Below are 25320 nucleotides of genomic sequence, written 5' to 3' on the forward strand. Positions count from 1 at the left end.
CTAAGAACACCGGTAGATTGTCCATGGAAAATGGAGCGATAGGGCTGCGGTCACTGACGACTAAATTCGATTGCTTTCAAGTCTGATTCGAATTTGATGAACAAGGAGGATATAGTGCCTTTTTTATCCTTTTGAAACTGGAGTGGCGGCATTACCCGCTTATAAGGATACACAGTGGAAAGGGCATGGAAGGTGTCTGGTAAAGCAGGAACGATTTTTACCTTTCTTTTTCTGAAATAGGTGTACAAGGAGCCGTCTTCAGAAAAGAGTTTGATGCTCCCATATCCGGGATTGGCATAAGTCCCCACATACTGATGGAGTTCCTGGGGATTTAGGACTGCTGGAGGAGCAGGATTTGCTGAGGTAGCAAGGGGTTTAGCCTCAGATGGGCTCACTCCCCGGTTTTTCTGATAGATGTTTAGCCAATCTGTTCTCTTGGCACCCAGCATAGAATCCATCAGCGTGTTTCTGATCATCATCGCCGCCTCATAGCCAGTTTGGTTCGTTAAAACGACCACTCCAACCTTGTCATTCGGGAAAAAGGCAACCGTTGCCCTAAACCCATCTATACTGCCCCCATGCTCTACTCGGTAATGTCCTTTGTAATCGGAGATTATCCATCCGTAGCCATAACTTGCCGCATATATCGCCGGGAACTCCTCTTCCGCTAGATACCCCTTCGGCATAACCACGTGGGGGCTCATGGCCTCTTCCACATATTTTTCCGGCAGGACCTGCTCTTGGTTAAATCTTCCCTTATTGACCCAGGTGAGCAGCCAGTTCCCCATATCCTGGGCCGTGCTGTTTATTGCGCCAGCGGAGTTCATGGCAGAAAGGTCATAATAATCTACTTTCTCCAGCCGGTTGTTACTGAAGTTATACCCTAAAGCCACATTGGGGCGCTCGGTCAGGCTTTTTACCCCAATGGTGGAACTGGTCATCTTCAAGGGTTTGAAAAGCGCTTGTTCTACATTTGTTTCCCAGGGTTTTCCAGTAAGCTTTTCGGTGATGGTTCCCAGAACGAAATAGGAGAAATTGCTATAATTCCATTTCATCCTCAAGGGGGTAAAGGGCTCAAGATATTCGATTCTTCTCAGCAAACTATCCCTATCGCTCACAGGAAATCCTGACCAGGCCTTGTCATGGAGGGCAAGCCCCGATCGCATGCTCATCAGGTCCTGCACAAGGAGCGAATTGTTTAACTGGTCATTGTAGAATCTTAACCCCGGCACATACTTTTTTGGACTTTCTTCAAATGTAAGTGCTCCTTTCTCCCGAAGCTGGCCAAGAAGGGCGGCGGTAAAGGCTTTTGTGGTAGAACCAATGGGGAAAAGGGTATTGGCATCAGCTTTTATCTTATTTTCATAATCCCTATATCCGAAACCCTGGGTATAGAGCACTTTGTCACCTTCCACTAGGGCAATGGCACACCCTGGGGTATTGGTGGCCTTGAGAATTTTCTCTATTTTTTCTGTGATGCCTCGCAGACGCGGGTCCAGTTGGGCGTGGGAGGTGATGAAAAGGAGGAGTAATAGGAACGTAAGGGTAACTTTCTTCATGCTGGTTTTCTTTCTTCGGGGCAAAGGTATCGCCTAAAGAAAGAGACAAGAAGGACATAGAGGGCGCCTATTCGGACAAAACAAGGATACTGATCAATTCACCGTCCATTTCATGGGCAGCCTTAAGAAGCTTCCTGAGTTGGCTGACCCCCTCAAAGCCGCACTGGCTAGCTACATACTCCAGCTTATGACCCTCTCTTAGCAAATGACTGGCCTTTTCTGCCCGCACCTTATTTAGGTATTCGCCTATCGTCAGACCGGTCGCCTTTTTGAACAAGCGGGTGAGGTTCCGTGGGCTCATATTTACCTGATCAGCGATGGTTGCGGTTGGCAGTTTCTCCCCAAGGTGCTCAAAGATGTACTGCTGGGCGGCGTGCACCCTGTCCTCCAGATGGTTTCCGTGGCGCAGAAAAACACTCAGCTGAGGATCATCGCTTCCCCTACGGGTATAGACCACCGTGATTTTGGCTATTTCGTAAGCAAGCCGCTGGCCATACAGCCTCTCCAGGATAAAGAGCGAAAGGTCTATGCCAGAACTGACGCCTGCGCTGGTGAAAATGCCCCTGTCCTCTACGAATAAGCGGTTGCGCTTCAGCTCCGCCTCAGGGAATTTGGCGGCGAATCGGGAGAAATAGGCCCAGTGCGTGGTGCAGTTTCTCTGGTTCAACAGGCCCGCCTCCGCCACAAGGAACGCCCCCGTACAGACGGAGCAGATGGTGGCCCCTGCCGCCTGCTGTACCCGCAGCCACTCAAAGAAACCCTGGGAAGCCTGGAGAAAGGCAGGGTCTGAGAGGACAGAATACTCTATTCCCGGAATGAAGATGTAATCCCCTTTCCCTAAGGAATAGGACTCAAACGGAGTCAATCTTGAGAAGAACAGGCCTGCCGAGCTTTCCACCTCAACGGAAGGGTCTATAGAGAAGAAGCACAACTCCAGTTCAGGGTGAAATACTTTGGCCTCATAGAAGATATGGGCAGGCCCTGTAATGTCGAGGAGGTGAACTTGGGGTGGTACTAAGAACAGGATTTTCATTTGTTGGGTAGGGAAGGCTTTTGGGTATGCTGAAATTTGCCTCAATAGTGGCAGGCCTGGCCTTGGTCCCTCAGCAGTACATTCGCAGGTAGGTAGACCTGATAGAATGGAGTAGATTATTTTTTGGCGAATATACCCAAGATCCACCAGATATAGGAGGGTTTCGCCTTTGATGCCCGTGACGCAGGCTTTCTAAACTGTACCAGCTCCAAATGTGTAGACTCATTCTTTAATTGAATTGGGTAATAAAGGAGACTAAGGAGCTAGAGGTAACAGGAAACTATAAAAAGGCGGTGAGCTGCCAAAAGAGCTGGTGTTCTTACTGTATAATTTCCATCTAGGCCTACCAATCTTTTTCCTGAAACTCCAAATGCATTTTCAACCATCAATCCCACCCGCTCACGTAAGAGATAAGAAAGGAAAGGTGTGATTTCTGAAAAGATAGGGTTATGGAATCAGAAAAAATAAAAGTTGCGGCAGTCCAGATGGATTGCGTTTTGGGTGACAGGGAAGCCAATCTTAGGAAAGCTGAAAAGCTGGTGGTGCAGGCATTGAAGGCAGGGGCAAGGTTGATTGTATTGCCGGAGTTGTTCAACACCGGGTACCGGGTAGAGGAGCGGGATGTGGAAATGGCAGAAACCATACCCGGCCCTACCGTGGAATGGATGCAACACCTGGCCCGCAAACATAGTGTATACATAGCAGCCGCCATACTGGAGCAGAGTCTGAGCAAAGGGCTGGTGTATGATACGGCTGTGCTGGTAGGGCCAGAAGAGCTGCTGGGCACTTACCGCAAAACCCATCTCTGGGATGTAGAGAGCATTCGCTTTACCAAGGGCGATGCGTTTCCGGTGTTCCAGACAGCGGTCGGCAACATTGGCCTGCAGATTTGTTACGAAGTTGGTTTTCCGGAAGGGGCCCGCGTGCTGGCGCTCCAGGGGGCCGATATCCTTCTCTACCCTTCGGCCTTCGGCAAAGCCCGGGGGTATGCCTGGAAAATAGCAACCCGATCGCGCGCGCTGGAGAATGGCGCCTATGTCATAGCGGCAAACCGCACCGGCACCGAAAAGGAGGAGACCGAGTTCGGAGGCGGAAGTTGCATTGTGAACCCCTGGGGCGAAGTAACAGCCGAAGCCAGCGAAGAGAACGAGGTGATTGTGTCGGAGATAGACCTTCGGGAAGTGGTGGAGCAGCGTAGGCGGCTCCCGTACCTCCGTGACATGAACAGATCTCTCTTTGCCAAGCTATACGGGTAAAGCCTTGATAAACAGATACTGTATCGCTGAACTATGCCTTCCGGCCTGCGTACTTTCAATATACGATCCGGTGTACTCCGGGGGACTTGGACAGGTAAAAATTCGGAACGATGGCTAGAAAAGAAATTCTCGTTGCTTATGGGGTAGACGTGGATGCTGTTGCCGGCTGGCTCGGCTCTTATGGCGGAGAAGATTCCCCTGACGATATCTCCCGTGGTCTGTTTGCCGGTGAAATTGGTACGCCCCGCCTGCTGAAGCTCTTTGACAGGTACAACCTCAAAACCACCTGGTTTATCCCCGGCCATTCCATTGAGACCTTCCCGGAGCAGACGCGCCTGGTGGTGGAGGCCGGCCATGAAATAGGCGTTCACGGCTATTCCCACGAGAACCCGATTGCCATGACTGCGCAGCAGGAGGAAGACGTGCTGCTCAGGTGTATTGACCTCATAACAGAAGTAGCGGGGCGCAGGCCTACCGGTTACGTTGCGCCGTGGTGGGAGTTCTCCAACATCACCAACGAATTATTGCTTAAAAATGGCATTAAGTATGACCACAGCCTGATGCACAACGACTTCCATCCTTATTATGTGCGCGTGGGGGATAAATGGACCAAAATCGACTATACCCAGCAGGCCGCTTCCTGGATGAAGCCCTTGCAGCGGGGAAAGGAAACGGATCTGATAGAGATTCCGGCAAACTGGTACCTGGATGACCTGCCCCCGATGATGTTTATCAAGAAATCTCCCAACAGCCACGGTTTTGTGAACCCCCGGGACATTGAGCAGATGTGGAAGGATCAGTTCGACTGGGTATACCGCGAGCATGACTATGCTGTCTTCCCGATGACCATACACCCCGACGTAAGCGGACGGCCCCAGGTTTTGCTCATGCACGAAAGGCTGATTGAGTACATCAACAGCCATGAGGGCGTGCGCTGGGTAACCTGCGACGAGATGGCCGATGACTTTGCCCGCCGCTTTCCAAGAAGCAAGCAAAGCCAAGTATAAGCCCTATGTGCGTGTTATGTACAGGAGCCATCCTGCAGGTGCATTGGACCGACAAAAGTACCGGGGCAGGTATACCAGATGGAGACCAGCTCAGGCTTTACAGGCGAGAACGCCTGCACCGGGCCAGCCTGGCTAACAAAATACTCTGCCATTACGGTTTAAAAGTAGAGGAATGGAACGGAAGCAAGTATCTCCTCAGCGACCGCAAAGGCCGGCAGGAGATCATAGACGACCTGGGTGGCCTTTGGCCAGCTGCGGAAAAACTGGCAGGGTATACCCTAAACCCCCTGGACACCGTCCTGATTGCGAAATTGAAACAAGATGTCTGCTAAGCATAAGCTGCCTGTTACCATCGTGACAGGCTTTTTGGGAAGTGGCAAAACTACCCTGCTGCAGCACGCCCTGCGGCAACAGGGAATGCAAGACACAGCCGTGCTGGTAAACGAGTTTGGCATGGTAGGCCTAGACCATCACCTGCTGCAAATGGTAGAGGAAAGCACCATCCTATTAGGGGGCGGTTGTGTGTGTTGCTCTACCCGGGATGACCTGGTGCAGGCACTGACTCAACTGCTTAACAGGGTACAAAAAGGGGAGCGGGACGTAAGCAAAGTAGTCATCGAAACCACGGGCCTGGCGGATCCGGCGCCTATTGTATTTACAGTATTATCGCACCCGGTGCTGCAGCATCATTTTCATATCCAGAATGTGATCGTTACGGTAGATGCCGTGAACGGACTCTTTCATTTGCGGCGCCAGCCAGAGTCTGTAAAACAGGCGTTGGTAGCGGACAAATTTATCATTACCAAAACAGACTTGGCACCCGGCGAAGAGGTAAAGCAACTATTGAGGGAATTACAGGTTATCAACCCTTCCGCCGGGAGGCATACCGCCGTCCATGGTGTTATTGATGCTGCCTTGCTGTTCAGCCCGGCTGTTACCATCAGGCAAAGGGCAGCAGACCCCGCACCCGTTTTCCAGGAGAAGGGAACGCATGTGCAGGATGTTAACTCCGTGTCCATCACTTTCCGGGAACCGCTGGACTGGACGGCTTTTGGCTTATGGCTGAGTATGTTGCTGCACGCCAAAGGAGAAGATATTATGCGGGTGAAAGGTTTGCTGGACATTGGAGGAGCCGGCCCTGTGATACTGAACGGGGTCCAGCACATTATACATCCACCAAATCACTTGGAGGCCTGGCCCTCAGAGGAACGGGTGTCTACTTTGGTTTTTATAATGCGGTCGGTCTCTCCAGAGGAAATACTAACCTCTTTAGAAGCTTTTCAAAAGGCCTTTGATGTAAAGCACAACATGCCCGAGATGGAGATACTTCAGTAATATTTAACTAAGCAGCTACCTGCTGTTTGAGGCCGCCCTAGACAGGGTCTGGCGAAAGGGCAAACCATAGCAATTATATAAACATATGGGAAAAGAGAGGGTAACAATTCTGAGTTTCCTGTCGCTAAACGCCTGCCTCTTATTTTTAAGATCTTGATGAACAAAGTGATTCTATAGTCGTAAAAATAACTTTTACGCATGCAAAGTTGCGCTTTAAGCGCTGACGAACCTTAATCATTTGGGTTACTAGATGACCTAGGAACTTCATCTATTTTACAGCAACGCTACGTTAGGTAAAGGTGCCGCTGTAATCTAAAGCTCTTCCTCTCTGCTCCTGTAGCCTTTTCGCCACCTAGTACCCCCGGTGCTCATTAACTGCACTTGATGGACCTTGTTCCAGATCATGCTGCCTTATCAAGCCCAAACTATTCAACGGAAAAGAATGAAAACGACATCCTTTCTCCTTTACCTGCTTTGTACTGCGTGTCTTCTCCTGATAGGTTCCTGCGGAAACCGTACATCTGAAGACCAGAACGAGGCTGATTCCCAGACTTCCTCCCCTAAAAACAAGCCTAACATCCTATTTATCGTGGTAGACGACCTGGGGTACTCAGACCTGTCGCCGTTCGGCGGAGAGATCCGCACCCCTAACATCCAACGCCTGGCTAGTAACGGCCTGATTGTGCAACATTGCTATACTTCACCACTTTGTGCCCCCTCCCGTGCCATGTTCCTATCCGGTATGGACAACCACATCAGCGGTGTTGGTGCCATGCCTCCATTTCAGGCTGCCAGCCAGTACCAGCAGCCCGGTTATGAGGGGTATCTGAACGACCGGGTCATGACCCTGCCCGAAACCTTGCGGGAAAACGGCTACCACACCTACATGAGTGGCAAGTGGCACTTGGGGCACGAAGAAGGAAGGCGGCCGTTTGAGGAAGGCTTTGAACGCAGTTTCTCCTTCTTGGGTGGAGGAGTCAGTCACTTCAATAATATTTTCCCGTTAGGGCCTGAAGAAGTAATCCACACTGTGTATTATGATGACAGCGTGCAGCTGAAAAAGCTGCCGAATGATTTTTACTCTTCTGACTACTACGCCGATAAAATGATCCAGTACATCACCGAGCAGAAGGACGATGCGCCCTTCTTCGGCTACCTGGCTTTTACGGCGCCCCACGATCCACTGCATGTGCCAGCCGACTGGAAGGATAAGTACAAGGGAGCATATGACCAAGGGTACGACCACATCCGCCAGGTTCGGATGGACAACATGAAAAGGCTGGGCCTGATAGCCAAAGATCTTCCGATGAACCCTGGTTCAGGAGAATATAAAAAGTGGAATGAGCTCTCAGAGAAGGAGAAAAAGTTACAGGCCCGTAGGATGGAACTCTACGCCGCCATGATTGAAATCATGGACCTCAACATCGGCCGGGTGTTGGAGACCCTGCAAAAAGCAGGCAAGCTGGAAAATACACTGGTCATCTTGATCGGTGACAACGGCGCCAACCCCAAAGACCCTTCGTTTTATAAAACAAACATGAAGCCGTTTAATAACAGCCTGGAAAACATGGGCAACCCGGACTCTTTCGTTTCACTGGAAGGGGCGTGGGCAGAGGTAACCGCTACGCCATATTCTTATTTTAAAACCACTACGGGCGAGGGGGGTGTCCGGGTACCCTTCATTATCTCCGGGCCGGGCGTTACCCTGAAAGGAGTGGATGCCACCAATAAGATTTTAGGCACTGACATTATGCCCACGCTGCTCGATATCACAGGGACCAATCGCCCAGATACGTTTAAAAACAACAAGTTAGCCGCCATGACAGGTATTTCCTTTAATGAAATGTTAATCAATAAACGAAGTACCGTAAGGGACAAGGACACTGGGTTTGGGATTGAGAGCCTGGAAAATAAAGCTTACCTCAAAGGCGACTGGAAAATCCGGTTTCTGATGCCTCCATTTGGGGAAGGAAGGAATTGGCAACTATTTAACGTGAAAGAGGACCCCCGAGAGCAACGTGACCTTGCTCTGCAACACCCGGAAAAGCTCCACGAAATGTTGAGCGGCTGGATGGGCTATACGCAGTCAGTGGGTTACATCCCATTTCACGGGGGCAGAGCCTTTGAAGTGCTGGGACCAAAAAACTTCTTTAAAGCAGAATTGGACTCCGCAAACCAGGCCCTCCTGGGAAGAGCTGCGTTGGATCTGGTACGTGGTGGAGAGTAAGATTCAAAATTACCTTGTAAGTTGAATTGCCTGTTCTCAAGGCCGCCCTACCTGGCTAAAGAAGAGCCGCAATAAAAGCTAATCCTAATTGCTATAATCGTGGATAAAAAATGCTTTAGGATGGTTTTAGGGCTTTATATATGTTTTAGGAAATCAATTTCTATTTCCTTTTTCCGGGGTTCGTGTTTAGACGCTTATTTATTATAACGAATGGAGGCAAACTTGATGCTTTGTGCAATTGGCAAAGTTGAAGTAGACCACGGAGATTCTTTTGACTCTTCAAGAGAGCCGGTAAATGGATATTTTTGACGGGCCAGAGCTTTTACAGATTGCCTTTAAGGCAAATAACCAGCCCTATATTTTTGAAATTTCCGGCAGCGGGGAGGAACTCTGTGAATCGGGTGCCTATAGTCACCCTACCCGAAGATGGCAATCCAATTGTCTGGGCTGTTTCCAAACTCCTTAAATTTTTTTATGGAGTGTTAGAGGGTGAAGTGTAAATTAAACTCCAAAGGTAAGAAAAAAGCCGCTCCATTTGCATGAAGCGGCTTTTTAGTAGACCGGAGGAGTGAATAATTGAACCTTATTCACAATGACTTTAAGTTGCTCCAGGAATTTCTGGAACAGAATATCTACTTCCTGAACTCTGCATCATGAGCTTTGTATGCTTCTAGAAGTAATTCACGAAGTAGGAAAGGTTATCTAAACTCACACTGTACCCCATCTTTTTAATTTTTTTATTTTGGAGTGCAGCCAAAGCAGCTGTGTCTCCAACCTCAGTCGTTCTTGAACCATCTGGAAGGAGGCTTTCCCTTAAGCTAGCCGGTGCTGCCAGATAGATTTCTGTAGGAAATACCTATTAATAGCGTGTACTTGGTCACCGAAAGCGTTTGGGGTTTTTCTCCTCAATCAGGTGCACGAATTTGGTCAGATGCCCTTTTAGGTATCCGACGCAAAAGGTCCATAAGGAGTGATCTACTCATAATGGTTTTCCTATCACTGAATCTGGATCAGAAATGCCTCCTATCTAACAATATTTACCCAACCCTTCATGGTCTTATTTTCTTTTTCCAGGTATAGAATGTAAAAATAGGTTCCGTCCGACAGCCCGGTTGCTTCCCAATTGTTTTGGTAAGAAGGGCTGTGGTATACTTGTTTTCCCCAACGGTTATAGAGTACCAAAGAATTCTTTTGGTCTTTATTCAAATTGATAATTTCAAAGAATTGGTTTTTATCATCACCATTGGGTGTGAAAATATTAGGGATAGTTATTTGTTTCTCTTCCTCGGGTTCAGGCTCAATGACTAATTTGGGATCAAGAATAGAGAGTTTCTCTTTATATAAGAATATGTCTAAGTCATTGGTGGGTTTTGTGGAAATCACATTATTCAACTGAAGGGTGGAGGAAACGGTAATACCTACCAAGTAAAACTCCTTTTGTTGATTTATAAAGAGCTTTGATGGTATAGTTGTGCCGTCTGAATTAGATTGCAGCGCCCCCGCCACTTGGCCGTCTGGTTGTATTTTTGTCAAGAAGGCTTCTCCATCTGTGGCTCTTTGTTGGGTGGTCAAGAAAGTGTTTCCAAAGGTGACGTTTCCTTTGAAAGCTCCCGTCAAAAGAATGGAGTTATCTTCTTTGTTCAACTTAATTGCACTTGCATAGATGCCTCCAGTATTTTCGACAGTGGTTTTTCTAGCAACCTGAAAATTCCAAGTTCTTGCCCCTTCCGGATGATATTTTTGTATTAAAGAAATATTGTCAGATTTATGCGAGAAACTGCCTGTTAAGTATATGTTCTCCAGTTCATCTAAAACTAAGCTAGTAGGTAAATTATATTGCTCACTTTCTCCCACCTGGGCGGCCCACTTAACGGAGCCGTCAGCATTACATTTAAGTAGAAAGGCATTTGCCAGATTGCGGCCTTCCAACAGTTTGCTCCCAATAATCATTGAAAACATGAATTGCCCCGTAATAATGGGCTGTTGCTTAGAATCCACAATAATGTCACGGAGGTGGGTAACTCCGGAGGTTGTGTTGCTGGATAGAATGCTTTCTAACAGCGGGGCTCCGTCCTTGTCAAATTTGTAGAGTACCAGCCGGGTAGTTATTACAGAAGTACTAGTTGATCTGCCTTGGCGGCACGCAAAGTATAGATTGTTTTTGGTGTCAATGGTAAATACAACCTCTATGTTCACCTCCCCAGGGACATACTGTAACCACAATGGATTACCCGAAGCGTCATATTTGGCAACAAAATAGCGCGGAATGTAGGAATCTTCGGTATATGTTTTATCTCTAAAAGTTAACTCCCCATGAAAGCTACCAAGGGCATAAATATTTCCTTCTGAATCAAGGACGATATCTTCAAATGCGCCATATCTGTTACTTTCCAAAATACGACTCCATTCTACTTTTCCGTCCGCTTTGAACCTCGCTAAAAAGCCACATCTGGCATTCTTCGGGGCTTTGCTTATTAAAAGGACGTTATCAATTGGCATTTGACCCTTTCCATAAATGAAAGAGCCAGACATGATTAATTCGCCTGCCGCATTCATTGTAGCGGAAGTGACAGCGTTTTCCTCTTCACTGCCTAAGCGTTTAAGCCTTTGTGCTTCTTGCCCACTTGCTTGATAAACTTTACTGAAAAGCAGTAAAAACAATGAAAATATAAGCCTGTTTAGATGGGGCATGCGGAGAAGAATGTGTATGGGAAGCAATAAATAAACTTAGATCTTCTGAGGAATAAGTTATGAAACATTCTTAAGTATGGTTCATAATCAAATGCTGCGCTTTCTCTACAGCGTTTGAATAGAAAATACCGTTTAGCTTTTTAATTTTTAGGAGGTACGTTAAAATAGCTGGATTTTAGCTTAGAGAATGTGTTCGTAAGATATAGGCAAATTACCAAATTAAAAATAGAAGCGTTATTAGCATTGGTTTCGTTTGTGACCTGGATTATGGTCGTTAATGGAATGGCTTAAAAATAAAAAAAGCCGCTTCATTTGCATGAAGCGGCTTTTTAGTAGTCAGTAGGAGTGAATTATCGAACCTTATCCACAAAGATATGGCCCTGTTACAAGACTATTGCAGTAGAGGAGGAGACTGCCTTAAAGGTGTCCTAATAAACATAACTTGCGTTATAGGCTAGCTGATTCCTCAGGTTTGCGTAAAGGTGGTGGGAGAGTATTTAATTAATAGCCATTCAATTAATATTACCCCAATCGATTCCTAAAATCACTAGGAGTGATTCCCAATATTTTTTTTACGTACCGAGTGAAAAATGACCGGCTTGAAAAATTCATTTCATCGGCAATTTGGGAAATGTTCAGGTTTTTGTCTTGTAAAAGAAGAATGATCCTTTCTTTGGTATAGCGCTGTATCCAGTCAGAGGCGGTCACATCCGTGTTCTGTTTACAGATGTAATTCAGATGTTTAGCGGTAATGTGAAGCCTTTTGGCATAAAAATGAACTTCCCGCTCTTTCATGCAATGTTCCTGCACCAATTGCATGAAACGCTCATAATGGGTCCCACTTTCTAAGGTTCGCTTTCGGTGTTCATACTCATTAGCAAACGTGTGCCACATCTCTAAAATGAATACCTGCATCTGCAAACTCAAGACCTCGTTGTAAAAACGATGGTCTGTCTCCAAGAATTTAGAGTGCAAGAGCTGGAAATTTGAAAGCACCCTCTTCTTGTCGTCTTTATTGCTCAGATGCAGAACAGGGTTTTCTTTCGAGTGAAGTAGAGCATCGATACTCCACCTTTGGTCAGGAATATTAAAATCTAGGAAATCCTTTTCCACACACAAGACTGTTGCTTTTATATTTTTAGAAAAAGTCAAACCTGTCAGCTTGCTGTCAGCAAACCAGAACACAAATTCCCCAGCTTCGCATTTATATGGCCTGTCATTAAAAGAGAAGGATATCCTTCCTCGGTGGCAGAAGATATGAATGTGAAAACGATTCTGTAAATATTCAGGAAGATGCTTATTGCCAAGCACTTCAAACAAAACTATGCTATCTTTTTTTATTATGTCCATTATAATTGAAGGATATGTAATATGTGACATTATGCACGTTAAAAGTGTAATATATCAGACAAGTATAGCTAGTATCTTTGCATAAGTAAAATATGACACGAAGATGGAAAGGCAACACATAGATATTTTTGAAAGACTACTGACGGGTGAAGCGGTTCCGTTCAATGATGCAGATTATCATAAGATCGACAGCGCCTGTAGCGAGACCAGAAGACTGCTCATCCAGTTGAACAGCGAAGCAGACTCGAAGAAGATCAGGGAGTTGTTAAATATCATCACCGGCTCTCAGATTGAAGAGACTACCACTGTTTTCCCTCCCTTTCAAATCAACTACGGAAAGAACACCAGAATCGGGAAATGTGTAATTATCAATTTCGACTGCACCTTCCTGGATTTGGGAGGCATCACCATTGAAGACAATGTAATGATTGCCCCTAAGGTAAGCCTGCTTTCGGAAGGGCATCCTATTCCTATCGCCGCAAGACAAACCCTTACTGCAGGTAAAATCCATATCAAGAAGAATGCTTGGATTGGTGCCAGCGCCACCATTCTTCCAGGCGTGACCATCGGCGAAAATTCTGTGGTGGCGGCAGGTGCAGTGGTGTCCAAAGATGTGGCAGACAATACCGTTGTAGGCGGAATCCCGGCAAGAGTTATCAAGACAATAGAGTAAGTATCCTTTTTCTAAGGGAGAATTCACCAAACTGAAATTGAAATGAAAAGAATAGCAAGTATAGCGGTTATGTCCATCCTACTGTTTGGACTAGCCCATTCTCAGACCAAACAAAGAAAGGAAATCGTAAAAAGCGCAGAACAAAAAGAGGTGTTTACCTTTAAATTAAGCGACAAGGTTAGCCGCCAGGCGGTAACATTCAAGAACCGTTACGGTATCACAGTATCAGCCGACTTATACATCCCTAAGAATAGCGGAGGTAAGCGTTTGGCGGCACTTATCGTAAGCGGGCCGTTCGGTGCGGTGAAAGAGCAGTCCTCGGGGCTTTACGCGAACGAACTGGCCTCCAGAGGCTTCGTTACATTGGCATTTGACCCCTCCTTTACAGGCGAAAGCGGCGGGGAAGTCCGTAACCTAGGCTCGCCTGAGATTTTCACGGAGGACTTCAGCGCAGCGGTAGACTACCTAGGCTTGTTGCCCTCCGTTGACCGGGAACGCATAGGGGCTGTAGGGATTTGCGGCTTGAGCGGCATGGAGATTACCGCTGCCACCAGTGACACCCGTATTAAAGCGATAGCCACGGCTTCCATGTATGATATGTCCCGTAGCATCAGTCGCAGTCATAAGGACAGTTATACCTTAGAGCAGCGCAAAAAAGTGATTGATTACCTAAGCCAGCAGCGCTGGGCAGATGCCGAGAACGGTAAGTATTCCTTGGGCTTACACGAGGTTCCGTTTGACGAAAAGGGCAATGTTGTCAAAGGAGACCGAGTGCTTCCTGAGACGCTTCCCCAAAATCAGAACCCCGTCTTAGCCTCTTTCTTCGATTATTACAGGACACCGCGTGGGTTCCACCCCAGGTCGATTAACTCCACAACGGCGTGGACAGCCACAACACCAACATCCTTCTTCAATTTCCCGATGATGGCAAACATTGAGTTGATTTCCCCCCGTCCGGTAATGTTGATAGCTGGAGAGAATGCCCACTCACGTTATTACTCTGAAGATGTGTATAAAATGTTATCCGGGCCAAAGGAATTGGTTATTGTTCCCAAGGCAGACCACGTTGATCTATATGACAAAGTAGAGTTGATTCCCTTTGACAAAATGGTATCCTTCTTCACGCAAAACTTGAAATAAGTAAGCAAGAGAAGCTAATCGGTGAAGAGTAAATCACCACGTCTTTATTACACAATTACAGACTTAATTCTGCCATCAGCCTTACCCTGGTAGAGCTGATGGCAGAATGGCTAACATTTGACACCCTTAATTAAAAAGGTATGAGACTAAGAACAATGAAAGCTCCCTTTAAGGCTGCATTTTTTATCGCAGCCTTGTTGACCCTTGGTTGCAAGGAACAAACAATTCCTCAAGCAGGGGAGGTGAATGAATTACAAGCCATCTTTCCGAAAGGTGAACCGGGACCAGCAGAGAATTTCACTGGCAAGGCTTGGAATTACGGGGTGGTTGATAATGACAGCACTTACAATACCCTGGTAGGTAACGTATATTTTGAGCCTGGCGCCAGAAGTAATTGGCATATACACCCTAGCGGGCAAATCTTAATCATCACAGATGGTGAGGGATACCACCAGATAGAGGGTGAGCCTAGGCAGGCTCTTAAGAAAGGAGATGTGGTGAAGTGTCCGCCCAATGTGATGCACTGGCATGGCGCAAGCCCCACTATCGGAATGCAACAAATGTACATTCTACCCAAAACAGAGAAAGGGATTGTGAAATGGCTACACCCTGTCACAGACGAAGAATATCAAAATGAGAATTAGGTTGCGGATGCCTTGCTGAGGCAAACATGATTTAAAACAAACCATAGGCACTATGAAGTACCCATTGATAGTAATCCTCTCCTTATTTACTCTTTTAGTGAGCTATGCATCATGTGATAAAGATGCCCCTATACTTGATAGACCGGATACAGAAAGTGATAATGGAAACAATAACCCTTCAGGTAGCCTAATGAAAATTAAGATTGGGTCTAACACCTTCACAGCAACGCTCCATGATAACGCTGCTGCAGCGGCCTTCAAAGCCCGGTTGCCAATGACTGTTGATATGAGAGAGCTAAACGGTAATGAGAAATATTTTGATCTGTCAGCCAGTCTCCCTACAAATGCCTCTAACCCAGGAGCAATCCAAACCGGCGATCTGATGCTGTATGGTTCTAAAACTCTGGTGCTATTCTATAAAGGCTTTTCTACCTCTTATAGCTACACTAGGTTAGGGCGCATCAACGATCCTTTAGGACTTGCTGCGGCAGTGGGGTCTGGAAACGTCACCATTACATTTGAGCTTCAATAAAACTAAGACCTTTAGATGGATTGGAAAAGGTCAGCGAAAGCAGTATATCAAATAAATCCCTCTCCCAATACACCTCTAAAAATCCACTTCTATGGCAAATAAAATTGGAACAGAGGCTGCAGAGATGGCGATTTAACATTGGTAGGAAGGCCAGGGACGCCGGTCCCGGTAGCTGCGTTCAGCCTTAATTTAATAACCAATAGGAAAATCAGGTATACTCAGGTATATATCTATATATCGCATCTAGCTGATAGACGATAATTAGTGGTTAAGTATAAGATTTTTAATTTTTCAGGAATCGGTATTGAGATTGGCTACCGTCAGGTTTGAGCTCGGGTTCTAGTTTAGCTCATGACCTGGATGTACCCGTTTTTAATGGAGGATAAAAATTTTCTTTTGGGGAATTCTGAAAGAATACAAACAAAAGAAACACTCTGCTCTTACCAAGTGTTTGAGTGATGATTGGTTATTGTGATTTTTGGCACCTTCTACTGGATATACTCCTCTAAAGCATAATCAACCGTTGTTGTCATCTAGAAATATGTTCTAACCTTCTAGGTGACTTCATTTCTAATTGTCACTTCATGTTTATAAACTTCAGAATGAATAAAAAATATAGCTTAAGCCTTGTTGTTACCGTCGTTCTCCTTGCTTTAGGTGGAACTGGTTGTTATGTGAATAATCAAATTGGCAAATTAAAGTCTAGTGACGAACGTTTAGGAGCATATTCCAAACATGCCTATTATTCACCTGAAAAAAATGAATTTGTAAGCCCAAAGGAGATCGTGTATTATGAAGAGAAGGTAACTGGGGGTAAATCTGGGTTCTGGAGGTTCTTCACAAAATCTCCCAATGCCCCAGTGTATGAACTCCCGAGACAGGTACTAACAAAAAAGGACTTTTCGGGAGTACCCTCTCCGTTTGCCGCGTATTGGCTGGGGCATTCCACTGCTATCATTGAGCTGGACGGGAAACGTATTTTGATAGACCCAGTGTTCGAGAACGCGGGTCCTTTACCTATGATTGCCAAAAGAATGAGTGTCTCTCCTTTGCATCGGGAAGAACTCCCAGCGGTTGATATTGTCATCATCACCCATGACCACTATGACCATCTGGAAACCGAGACCATGAAGTTTTTAGCAGATAAAAACATACAGTTCATCGTGCCGCTGGCCGTAGGAGCCAGATTGCAGGGTTGGGGTGTTCCGAAGGATAAGATTGCCGAGCTGGCCTGGCATCAATCTGTCACCCATGGTTCACTGAAGATAACCGCTGCCCCTACGGTGCACTACTCTGGAAGAAGCTATAATGACAGAAACAAAACGCTGTGGGCTTCCTATGTAATCAAAGGCAAAGAGAAGAATCTGTACTGGAGCGGCGATACGGGATACGGCGAGCATTTCAAGGAGATCGGTAGCAAGTACGGTCCCTTTGACCTAGCTTTTATGGAGATAGATGCATGGAACAACGGGTGGCCCAATACCCACCTTTTTCCAGAGCAGGTAGTCAAAGCCACCCGTGAGGTAGACGCTAAGCTCTTGTTCCCTATCCATTTTTCGACCTTTGATCTGGCGTTACATGCTTGGGATGAGTCAATCAACATGGTTGCTGAATTGGCGGCACGAAACAACATAGGACTTGTGACACCCATCATGGGACAGAAAGTGGTGCCGGGGATAACCCCAACCGAAAAATGGTGGGTGCGCAAATAGATACATCACATGGATAAAAGTCACCTATGGTTGCAAGGTGCCTGAGAACAGTATAAAGATGCTGGCAGACTTCCGGTAAAAATATAGATATTCAGGAAATCACACTTCAATATAATCCCTGCTTTAAATACTAGGTTCTTTGCATTTCTACTTAAGTTCTTTCGCTTCAAGTCTAGCAAATACCAGAAATTACGTCAGTTAAAAGGAAAGAACCATCTGTCAATACAATGACTTTTGAGCCGTGTAGCCCATCTTTATTGTCAGTTGAGTGGTTTGTGCTGCTCTGTGCTTTCAAGCCTCACCAGTCCGCTAATCGTTAGCTTTCACCTGTCCCGTTAAACGGCAGTTTCCTGAGACAGGGCAGGGGCTTCCGTTATCTGCCCTAATTGGCACATTGATTTCTCTTTTTGCCGTCTCATAAATCAAAGATCGCTTTTAAAAAATGAGATGGATAGGAGAGACTGCATCTAAAGATTCCCTAGATTCAATAAGGGCCTTCGCCTTAGCCGATGAGGGTGGAGAAAAGCCAGCTTCCTATTCTTCAATCTCCAGTTATCGATGCAGGGTATTTACTTATATATGCCGTTTACTAAATTATCGGTGGATTATATGATGTTCAGTCCTATGTTCAATTTACTTATATATGGATGGAACATGAGCAGAGGATTCATGTCAAAGCTGGATTGCAGAGGGAATAAGAGGTATTAAATGGACACTGGGTGCCGTGCTTTGACTAAAGGAAGGAACTAAGTTTTGCGGAATATAAGAACCATTGGTGCAGTGGAAACCTTAATTGGTGTCCGAAGTGAAATAAAAAGGCCCCTCAGCGTTAACTGAGGGGCCTTTTAGTAGTCCGTAGGGGAATCGAACCCCTGTTACCAGAATGAAAATCTGGTGTCCTAACCCCTAGACGAACGGACCATCTTTCGGTTTTGATGGTGCAAATATAGCGGGGTGATTTTGATTTGCAAAACCTAGGGCCAAAAAAAGTTCTGGTTTTAGGCCGTTTTCTAACCTTTTCCTTCAAGGGCTTGAAAATGAGGAAGAATAAATTAGAGCCATCCTGAAAGTTTTTTCAGTTCTTTCCCTGTTTTTCTGGAAACAGGCCAAAAACGAACTTAGGTTCACCCGTCAAAACCGGAAACGGAATGGTCTCTATCGTCCATTAAGGAAAGCCAATATTCCAGAAGGCTTACCTTTGCAGTGCGCAAGACCATTTCTTCCATTTTAAGGAAGCCACCGTTTAAGGCCCGTTTTCCTAAAACGCGCCCTAAACGGAGGTTCAAAAGGGAGGCTTTGCTAAAACCCTCCCAAGCGGTGGAAGGACTTTGGGAGGAACTTCCGGCAAGGTATTACTTCAGCCCGGGCTGGTTTCCCAGTTGCTGAAGCGTATGTAGGTGCTGGGCCAGTTCAAACAAAACAGGATGGTCCAAGCCGCTTACCTGACGGGCTTCCCTTTCAGACAGGCCGGCCTCATAGGAGGTAAGGTACTTTTGGTAGCCACTGGTAAGCTGGCCAAAAAGAGTGTGGAGTTTCTTTTGGGATACCTCCGCTGGGTCTTTGTCCATGGCACCTTTGGGTAAAACCTCCTCCACCAGGTAAAACTCCTCCTGCATGATCTGGTGGGTACCGTCTTCGCCCAACACCAAGGGTTTATACACCTTGAACGTATGCTGGTCCACCAGCAGGGTGCAGCCGGTAGCGTCTTCCAGCATAACCACCACCGGGGTGTCAGAAGCAGCAGAAGAGGGGTTTTGAGGGGCCGGGGGAAGTACTTGCTGGTCGTGCCCCAGGTAATGGGTGAACAGGGCGTACAGGTCCTCAAACTCGAAACCCAGGGAAATCCTCTTGCGCACGGTTCCTGTGTGGAGCAGGCCATTCACGGTCACCGCCGTATCCTCGCCGTATACGATCTTCTCTATCTCTAGCGTGTCTGCCAGCAGGATGGACTCTGGGCAATAGGTAGAAGGATCTATGTTGTCTTCCTGGGGAAGGTCAATCTCTGGCAGGGCCGCTAGCTGGGCCAGTAGCTGGGCATCTTTGTCTTCCCTCTGGAAAAGGCTAGACACAAAAATGCTGTGCTCACTGCTGTCGCCTAAGGCCTGGAGCTGAAGGAGGTAGGTGTCCAGGAACTGGAGCTGCGGCTTCAGCTTTTTGTAAATCTTGGTTTTCCTGAAAGACTTGCGGTGGTTGTACAGCAGGGTGGCCACCTCTCCATAACAGTCCAATTCTTTCACTTTTTCCATTTCCTGCAGCACTTGCTCAGGGGTAGCCCTGCTTTTGAGCAACATTTCCTCAAACAGAAAAATGGGATAATCATGGGTGGGTTGGCCAATCTCAGGCAGCACGTTGAAGGCGCTCAGTTTCTCGGTCTTGGCTTCCAATAACACCTCCAGGTCCGTTTTCACGGGCGCCATGAGGTGCTCGGTAGCGGCTTCTCTCAACTGCTGCTCGGTTTCCTCTATGGCTTCCTCAGAAAGGGGCACCGCCTCGGTGAGTTGCCAAAGGATCTGCAGGTGGGTGTGCGAAGGCGGCAGCCCGAACACCGACATGATGTCTTCCTCCAGTTCCACCACTGATTCAAACAGTTCCGTGTTTTCTTCGGGGCCGCCTTTCTCCTTTAAATCTTGGTAATAATGGTAATATGTCTTAAGTTTTTCGGTTACCTGCATAGCCAGTTAGGTTCTTTCTATGGTTAAAAGAAGACGTTCCTTTGCTTTGGGCGCTCGCGCAAAGCAAAACCTAGTACTACCAGGCCGGCACAGAGGTGACAGCCTGGCAAGGGGAGGTACCAGTTATAACGGTCTGGCCACCGAAGCTTGTACGCAAAGCTTCCGGGCGAAGTCTTGTATTTTTAGGATAATTTGTAGCGGCCCCGCAAAAGCAGGGGCGTAGCGCGGGGTATTCAGGTCCCAACGGCGCCCGGTAAAGACCAAGGTTTACCGGCAGATGTTCCTACCACCCTTTATCTTTGGCCCACATTTACTAAAAAGAGGTGGCAAACGCCTGATGAACGCCTGAGGATAAAACAAAGGGTGGCTTCTGGTAAGAAACCAGCGGCCCACATAGCAATAACATGGACACAAAAGAAAAAAGCGTGGTGGTTTCTTCCACCAACCCGGTGAAAGTACAAGCCGCCCTTTCCGGATTTGAGCGCATGATGCCGAGCCAGGCGTTTACGGTGACGGGGATTTCTGTTCCTTCAGAGGTGGCAGACCAACCCATGACAGAGGAAGAGACACTGCAGGGAGCCTTGAACCGGGTCCAGAATGCCCGCGTAGCACACCCTTCCGCCGATTATTGGGTGGGGATTGAGGGAGGCGTAGAGGTGGTGCAAGGGGAATTAGCTACGTTTGCCTGGGTGGTCATCGCGGGCCAGAGTATCGAGGGAAAAGCCCGGTCCGGCACGTTTTTCCTGCCTCCGGCCGTAGCCGAGCTGGTGCAGCAGGGCCTGGAGCTGGGCAGTGCCAATGACCAGATCTTCCGGCAGTTGAACTCCAAGCAGAAGGGCGGGGCCATAGGCATCCTCTCCAACGGTGCCCTCACCAGAAAAGAGCTGTATGAGCAGGCCGTGGTGCTGGCGCTGCTTCCTTTCTTGCAAGAAGAGTTGTATGCCCGCTAATCTTTGTATTGCCTACCCTTTTTGAAAATTACGGTGAAAACACCCCTCTTAGCGAATGTCCTGATAAGGGTGCTTGGTTGTTTCGCGGCTGTTTTGAACAAACAAGGAGAAAAACCATTGGCCGGATAAGCTAAGGAAGAGCAAGACCGGTATGTGTTTTCAAGTAGACGGGGGCCACAAAGTGGGTGAGCCAGACGTGGTTTTCAGAAAGGAAAAAGTCAACGCCGTCTTGGTGCATCTGTCCGCTTTCCACTAGAAAAACAACGGGTTTTCCGTGCCGGGCGCCTACTTTCATGGCCGTTTCAACCTCCGCGGAAAGGTGCACGTACTGCCGGTTCTGTTTTTTAAGGCCTTCTTGCTGAATGGCGGCGGCGAACCGCTGCGCCGTGCCGTGGTACAGGACGGGTGGTGGCGCGAGGGGCTGTAATTTCAGGTCTACTGCCAGAGAATGCCCTTGGCTGGCCCTGATCAGGGTCTGGTCTTGATTGAAAGAGAACCGTTGTTTGTCATTGGTGGCTACTACTTCCTTAAGTTTCTCCAGGGTAATGCCTTTTCCCCTGGCCTGCATTTTCTGCAACAGAACCTCCACGTTGGTCCAGCCTTCCGGGTCCAGTACTATGCCCAAGGCTTCCGGTTTGTGCCGCAAGACCAAACTAAGGAATTTACTGATGTCTTTGTCTTTCATGCCTTTCAAATGTGTCCTGATGGCAGATGGATTATACCGATTTTGATATGGTAATAACAACCCATTGAAACTATACCCATTGGCATTCTGGAAGGATCTTGTGGACGAACTAGAAAGGCTCTTTTAAACCGTTCTTACCGTTCGCTCCCAAGAACCTTTCAGAATGACAGAGAAACAGAGTAGGAGTATATTTGTCTCTTTGAAATAGGGAAAGAGTAGGCTTTTCTAATGATTTTTCAGAAAAGAAGCTGAAACAAGTGCGGTCAGCTAATCTTCAAACTTGCATTCTCCAAACTGGATGTACGAAAACCTCCTAAAAAGTAAAAGCCCGGTATGACCGGGCTTTTACTTTTTAGAGAGATTACTTTATTTCCTTCAGAAGCTCTTGCACGGCTACTTCCAGTTGTTGGTCTTTGCCTTTGCTGACCAGGTGGTACTCGTTCATCACTTTCACGTCTGGTTCGGTCTGAAGGTTCTCCAGGTAGCGGTTCTGCACGTCTTTCACGCCCAGCGGCGGCACGCCCCATCTAATGCTGTTGTCTTGGAGGCTTTCCCAGCCGGCGAAGGTACAGGTGCCCGGCACCGGCATACCCACCAATTTACCCAGTTTCAGGTCTTGGTAGCTGAACGCGAAGCAGTGGCCGTCTGAATAGTTGGCTTCGTTGGCCAGGGCAATGGAAGGCTTGTTCCAGCGGAAAGACGGTTCCATGCCCACCGACCGGTTGTCGGTGGTGTAGCTCAGGAACATTTTGCCACTCAGGAACATGGCCAGATCCGCTACCAGGTCACCCCCGGCGTTGTTGCGCGAATCCACTACCATGCCTTTCCGGTTCGCATATTTACCCATTACTTCCTCATAGACGGTGCGGTAGCTGGGGTCGCTCATGTTGGGAATATGCACGTAGCCCAGTTGCCCGTTGCTGAGGCGGTCTACTTCCTCGGCGTTGCGGCGCACCCAACGCTTGTAAAGAAGCGCATTCTCTTCGCCCGCCGAAATAGGCTTCACGGTGATTTCGCGGCGTTTTTTGAATTTAGGGTCGAAAACGGTGAGTAGCACATTCTTGCCGGCTTTCCGGTTCATGAACTGCGCGTAGTCTTTCTCGGGAGTTAAGGTTTCGCCATCGATTTTCTCAATGATCATGCCCGCCGTCACGTCCAGGCCAGCTTTCTGGAGCGGACCTTCCAGGAGAACTTCGTCTATCTTGAGGCCGTTGCCGGTAAAGTTCTGGTCGTAGAAAACACCTAAGGAAGCCGTGGCATCGGCGTTTGCCGGCACATTGGAGAAGCTAGCCCCGGAGTGCGACACGTTCAATTCGCCCAGCAACTCGCTCAGCAGCTCAGTGAATTCATAGTTGTTGCTGATGTGGGGCAGGTACTTCTCGTAGTCGGGCTTCAGTTCCTCCCACTTGGCGCCGTGGAAGCCGGCGGTGTAGAAGGTCTTCTGGGTGCGGCGCCACACGTGCTCTAGCATAAAGGCGCGTTCTGCGGCCACGTTCAGGTTCATGTCGCCGCTGATGGCCACGTTCTCCTGCTTGTTGGCGGCGGGGTCTAATTTAATCACCCGGCCATCGGCGAGCAGGAAGATGTTCTTCAGGTCTTTGTCCCACTCCATGGAGGCACGGTTGGCGTTGAGGGTCACGGCCATCTTAGTTTCCTTGGTGCGCAAATTCGTGCTCCAGAGGTTGAAGCCTTTCTCAAAGCGGGCCAGGTAATAAAGCGTCTCGCCGTCTTTAGACACCAGCGCATCGGCCAGGTTAGAGGAATGCAGGGTAAGGCGTGCCTTGCGGGTTTTCAGGCCTTCCCAGTCAATGGGGAGTGCCTCGTCTTCTTTTTTCTTCTTCTTGTCTTTCTCCTTTTCTTTGGCGGCTTTCTCTTCCTGCTCTTTGATCAGGGCATAGTCTTCTTTGCTCAGCCTGAATTTGTCATAGGCATCCTGCGTCAGGAACATGGCGAATACATCTGACTGGGCCCCCCCGCTGTTGGCCTGGGAGCGCATGCCTTCGCGGGTGCTTTGCCAGATGAGCATCTTGCCGTTCAGCATCCATTGCGGCTCAGAATCCTGGTAGCCGCTCTCGGTGAGGTTGATTTTCTTTCCTTTTCCGTCAGCAGAGATGATGCCCACCTCGCCGTTCCAGTAGCCGGGCTCCGAGAACTCAAACGAGATCCACTTGCTGTCTGGGCTCCAGGTGAAGTACAGGTCATTGTCGCGCATGGAGAACAGTTCATTGGTGGTGAGCAGGGTGCGCACCTTCTTGTCTTTGAGGTTGTACACCTTCAACGTCATGCGGTCTTCCACAAAGCCAACCTCTTTGCCGTCAGGCGAGAACTGGGGTTGGTAGTTCTCTTTGTCATTGTCAATGAGGGCGGTTTCTTTGAGCAGGGTGGAGGCATAGAAATAAGGTTCGCCTTCCCGCTCCATCTGGGTCTGGTAGATTTTCCAGCCTTTGCCGCGCTCACTGGAGTAGAGCAGGGTCTTGCCGTCTGGCGAGAAGCTCACGCTGCGTTCCTGCTCTGGCGTGTTGGTGATGCGCTTGGTAGCGGTGCCTTCCACGGCAGAAACAAACACCTCACCGCGGTAAATAAAAGCGATTTCCTTGCCGTTAGGCGAAACCGCCAAATCCTGCACGCCCGCACCAGCCACGGGCACGATGCGCTCGTTGTTGGTCCTGCCCTCGGTGGCCAGCACGATGTTCACCTTCTGCGGCGTGCCGTTCGGCTGCATGGTGTACACGTCCCCGTCAAATCCGAAACACAAGACCCCGTTGTTGGCCGCGGTCAGAAAGCGGACTGGGTGTTTGGTGAACTTGGTGAGTTGGGTGGAAGGGCCGGGTTTGTCAGCGGCCATGCGGTGTACGTTGAACGAGCCGCTCTCCTCGCTTAAATAATAGATGGTTTTGTCATTGTTGGCAAAAACCGGGGTACGGTCTTCGCCGGCGTAGGTGGTGAGTTTGGTGTGTTGGCCGGTTTTGGTGTCATAGCGCCACAGGTCCCGGGCCACCGAAGACACGTGGTGTTTCCGCCACTGGTTCTCGCCGCCTTTTTTATCCTGGTACAGGATCACCTGGCCGTCTTTGCTCAGTTTTACTTCCTCTGCCGGAGTGGTCAGCACTTGCTGCACCCGTCCGCCGGCCAAAGCTACCTTGTACAGCTCGGGCTGCGCAAAGGTGGGGAATTGGCGGTTAGAGGCCATGTCTAGCCGGGTAGACCCGAAGTAGACCGTCTTGTTGTCGGGGCTGATCTCATAGGGGTACTCGTTGGACGAGTGGAAGGTCATGCGCTGGGCCTCGCCGCCGGTGGCAGGCATCTGGAACAAATCAAAGTTGCCGTACCGGTCAGAGGCAAACACAATGGTTTTGCCGTCTTTGCTCCAAACGGGCATGAAATCATGGGCCTCGTGCGCCGTGAGCGGAATAGCCGTGCCACCGCTGGCCGGTACCCGGAACAAGTCGCCTTTGTAGGTGAAGACAATGGTTTGCCCGTCGGGCGAAATAGAAGAATAGCGCAGCCACGATGGCGCGTTCTGGGCATTGGCCGCCCCAAGAGAGCCAGCCACTAATGCCCCGGCAAAAAACAGTTTCCTTAACATAGAATCATGAAATGACGCAGTAAGTTACGGAGAGGCAAGGGGATTTGAAAACGATGGCGGGCGGTTTGGACTTCTTTAAAGAAAAGGAGCCGGGAAACGAAAAAGAATAGAGGAAGGAAGAAGGCAAATAGATCAGGAGGAAGATCAACCAGTCTTGAAGCGCTTTGGAAGGAGCAGGAACAGTAAGGTCGTTTTAGACCCCTTTCCTAAAAATGGGGCAGAATCTTCCTGCTACTTACCTAAGTTAGCATAGGGTAGTAACCAATGC

At 48.2% G+C, this 25320-nt stretch carries 18 protein-coding genes and 1 tRNA gene; 11 read left to right on the top strand and 8 right to left on the bottom strand.

Going from position 1 to position 25320, the window contains the following annotated elements; translation table 11 throughout:
- Positions 1-50: 50 nt before the first annotated feature.
- Together FOE74_RS15285 and FOE74_RS15290 are read right to left on the bottom strand one after the other, a co-directional pair.
- Entirely contained in the window at positions 51-1559 is a 1509-nt protein-coding gene (locus tag FOE74_RS15285) for a serine hydrolase (RefSeq protein ID WP_149099494.1), read from the bottom strand.
- Between the two features lie 67 nt (positions 1560-1626).
- Complete coding sequence (locus FOE74_RS15290) at positions 1627-2592, bottom strand: GlxA family transcriptional regulator (protein ID WP_149099495.1); 966 nt, start codon at positions 2590-2592, stop codon at positions 1627-1629.
- A gap of 449 nt (positions 2593-3041) precedes the next feature.
- On the opposite strand from FOE74_RS15290, the gene FOE74_RS15295 reads away from it, so the two are divergent.
- From FOE74_RS15295 to FOE74_RS15315, 5 genes are all read left to right on the top strand, one after another.
- Positions 3042-3848: a carbon-nitrogen hydrolase family protein gene (locus FOE74_RS15295; protein WP_149099496.1), complete on the top strand. Its 807-nt coding sequence runs from the start codon at positions 3042-3044 to the stop codon at positions 3846-3848.
- Positions 3849-3958: 110 nt separating this feature from the next.
- The gene (locus FOE74_RS15300) at positions 3959-4855 is read left to right on the top strand and encodes a polysaccharide deacetylase family protein (RefSeq protein WP_149099497.1); all 897 of its coding nucleotides are present in this window, start codon (positions 3959-3961) and stop codon (positions 4853-4855) included.
- An 11-nt stretch (positions 4856-4866) separates the two neighbouring features.
- Positions 4867-5187 carry a hypothetical protein gene (locus FOE74_RS15305; RefSeq protein WP_192576623.1) on the top strand — a complete coding sequence of 107 codons (321 nt, stop codon included), beginning with the start codon at positions 4867-4869 and terminating at the stop codon, positions 5185-5187.
- The gene (locus FOE74_RS15310; RefSeq protein ID WP_149099499.1) at positions 5177-6190 is read left to right on the top strand and encodes a CobW family GTP-binding protein; all 1014 of its coding nucleotides are present in this window, start codon (positions 5177-5179) and stop codon (positions 6188-6190) included. Before FOE74_RS15305 ends, FOE74_RS15310 begins: the two co-directional genes overlap by 11 nt.
- A gap of 442 nt (positions 6191-6632) precedes the next feature.
- Positions 6633-8417, top strand: a complete 1785-nt coding sequence (locus FOE74_RS15315) for an arylsulfatase (protein WP_188686825.1) — start codon at positions 6633-6635, stop codon at positions 8415-8417.
- Positions 8418-9440: 1023 nt separating this feature from the next.
- On the opposite strand, the gene FOE74_RS15320 is transcribed toward FOE74_RS15315, so the two are convergent.
- A complete protein-coding gene (locus FOE74_RS15320) occupies positions 9441-11108 on the bottom strand; it encodes a gliding motility-associated C-terminal domain-containing protein (protein ID WP_149099501.1) in 1668 nt (555 codons plus the stop codon).
- 522 nt (positions 11109-11630) lie between these two features.
- On the bottom strand, positions 11631-12458 hold the full coding sequence (locus FOE74_RS15325; protein ID WP_149099502.1) for a helix-turn-helix transcriptional regulator: 828 nt from the start codon (positions 12456-12458) through the stop codon (positions 11631-11633).
- Positions 12459-12561: 103 nt separating this feature from the next.
- Here FOE74_RS15325 and FOE74_RS15330 point away from each other — a divergent pair, with 103 nt between their 5' ends.
- The 5 genes from FOE74_RS15330 to FOE74_RS15350 all read left to right on the top strand — a co-directional run bounded on the left by FOE74_RS15330 (position 12562) and on the right by FOE74_RS15350 (position 17159).
- Complete coding sequence (locus FOE74_RS15330) at positions 12562-13131, top strand: sugar O-acetyltransferase (RefSeq protein WP_149099503.1); 570 nt, start codon at positions 12562-12564, stop codon at positions 13129-13131.
- A 42-nt stretch (positions 13132-13173) separates the two neighbouring features.
- The gene (locus tag FOE74_RS15335; RefSeq protein ID WP_149099504.1) at positions 13174-14271 is read left to right on the top strand and encodes an alpha/beta hydrolase; all 1098 of its coding nucleotides are present in this window, start codon (positions 13174-13176) and stop codon (positions 14269-14271) included.
- A 155-nt stretch (positions 14272-14426) separates the two neighbouring features.
- Positions 14427-14915, top strand: a complete 489-nt coding sequence (locus FOE74_RS15340; RefSeq protein ID WP_149099637.1) for a cupin domain-containing protein — start codon at positions 14427-14429, stop codon at positions 14913-14915.
- Between the two features lie 52 nt (positions 14916-14967).
- Positions 14968-15447 (top strand): cyclophilin-like fold protein, encoded by a 480-nt coding sequence (locus FOE74_RS15345; RefSeq protein WP_149099505.1) that lies wholly within the window; start codon positions 14968-14970, stop codon positions 15445-15447.
- Positions 15448-16049: 602 nt separating this feature from the next.
- Positions 16050-17159 (top strand): MBL fold metallo-hydrolase, encoded by a 1110-nt coding sequence (locus FOE74_RS15350; RefSeq protein ID WP_149099638.1) that lies wholly within the window; start codon positions 16050-16052, stop codon positions 17157-17159.
- Between the two features lie 849 nt (positions 17160-18008).
- On the opposite strand, the gene FOE74_RS15355 is transcribed toward FOE74_RS15350, so the two are convergent.
- Positions 18009-18080 (bottom strand) — tRNA-Glu (locus FOE74_RS15355).
- A gap of 431 nt (positions 18081-18511) precedes the next feature.
- Positions 18512-19831, bottom strand: a complete 1320-nt coding sequence (locus tag FOE74_RS15360; RefSeq protein ID WP_149099506.1) for a hypothetical protein — start codon at positions 19829-19831, stop codon at positions 18512-18514.
- Between the two features lie 404 nt (positions 19832-20235).
- Here FOE74_RS15360 and yjjX point away from each other — a divergent pair, with 404 nt between their 5' ends.
- Positions 20236-20781, top strand: a complete 546-nt coding sequence (gene yjjX / locus FOE74_RS15365; protein WP_149099507.1) for an inosine/xanthosine triphosphatase — start codon at positions 20236-20238, stop codon at positions 20779-20781.
- A gap of 130 nt (positions 20782-20911) precedes the next feature.
- Here the strand turns inward: yjjX and FOE74_RS15370 are convergent, their stop codons facing one another.
- On the bottom strand, positions 20912-21466 hold the full coding sequence (locus tag FOE74_RS15370) for an RNA 2'-phosphotransferase (RefSeq protein WP_149099508.1): 555 nt from the start codon (positions 21464-21466) through the stop codon (positions 20912-20914).
- Between the two features lie 361 nt (positions 21467-21827).
- A complete protein-coding gene (locus tag FOE74_RS15375) occupies positions 21828-25052 on the bottom strand; it encodes a S41 family peptidase (RefSeq protein WP_149099509.1) in 3225 nt (1074 codons plus the stop codon).
- Between the last annotated feature and the right edge of the window lie 268 nt (positions 25053-25320).

Origin of the sequence: Rufibacter glacialis (assembly GCF_008271745.1) — a bacterium.
Taxonomy (GTDB): Bacteria; Bacteroidota; Bacteroidia; order Cytophagales; family Hymenobacteraceae; genus Nibribacter; species Nibribacter glacialis.

Bases quoted from the DNA above. Each gene is read 5' to 3' on its own strand.
- FOE74_RS15285 (WP_149099494.1), bottom strand. From the start codon at position 1,559: ATGAAGAAAGTTACCCTTACGTTCCTATTACTCCTCCTTTTCATCACC.
- FOE74_RS15290 (WP_149099495.1), bottom strand. From the start codon at position 2,592: ATGAAAATCCTGTTCTTAGTACCACCCCAAGTTCACCTCCTCGACATT.
- FOE74_RS15295 (WP_149099496.1), top strand. From the start codon at position 3,042: ATGGAATCAGAAAAAATAAAAGTTGCGGCAGTCCAGATGGATTGCGTT.
- FOE74_RS15300 (WP_149099497.1), top strand. From the start codon at position 3,959: ATGGCTAGAAAAGAAATTCTCGTTGCTTATGGGGTAGACGTGGATGCT.
- FOE74_RS15310 (WP_149099499.1), top strand. From the start codon at position 5,177: ATGTCTGCTAAGCATAAGCTGCCTGTTACCATCGTGACAGGCTTTTTG.
- FOE74_RS15315 (WP_188686825.1), top strand. From the start codon at position 6,633: ATGAAAACGACATCCTTTCTCCTTTACCTGCTTTGTACTGCGTGTCTT.
- FOE74_RS15320 (WP_149099501.1), bottom strand. From the start codon at position 11,108: ATGCCCCATCTAAACAGGCTTATATTTTCATTGTTTTTACTGCTTTTC.
- FOE74_RS15325 (WP_149099502.1), bottom strand. From the start codon at position 12,458: ATGGACATAATAAAAAAAGATAGCATAGTTTTGTTTGAAGTGCTTGGC.
- FOE74_RS15330 (WP_149099503.1), top strand. From the start codon at position 12,562: ATGGAAAGGCAACACATAGATATTTTTGAAAGACTACTGACGGGTGAA.
- FOE74_RS15335 (WP_149099504.1), top strand. From the start codon at position 13,174: ATGAAAAGAATAGCAAGTATAGCGGTTATGTCCATCCTACTGTTTGGA.
- FOE74_RS15340 (WP_149099637.1), top strand. From the start codon at position 14,427: ATGAAAGCTCCCTTTAAGGCTGCATTTTTTATCGCAGCCTTGTTGACC.
- FOE74_RS15345 (WP_149099505.1), top strand. From the start codon at position 14,968: ATGAAGTACCCATTGATAGTAATCCTCTCCTTATTTACTCTTTTAGTG.
- FOE74_RS15350 (WP_149099638.1), top strand. From the start codon at position 16,050: ATGAATAAAAAATATAGCTTAAGCCTTGTTGTTACCGTCGTTCTCCTT.
- FOE74_RS15360 (WP_149099506.1), bottom strand. From the start codon at position 19,831: ATGCAGGTAACCGAAAAACTTAAGACATATTACCATTATTACCAAGAT.
- yjjX (WP_149099507.1), top strand. From the start codon at position 20,236: ATGGACACAAAAGAAAAAAGCGTGGTGGTTTCTTCCACCAACCCGGTG.
- FOE74_RS15370 (WP_149099508.1), bottom strand. From the start codon at position 21,466: ATGAAAGACAAAGACATCAGTAAATTCCTTAGTTTGGTCTTGCGGCAC.
- FOE74_RS15375 (WP_149099509.1), bottom strand. From the start codon at position 25,052: ATGTTAAGGAAACTGTTTTTTGCCGGGGCATTAGTGGCTGGCTCTCTT.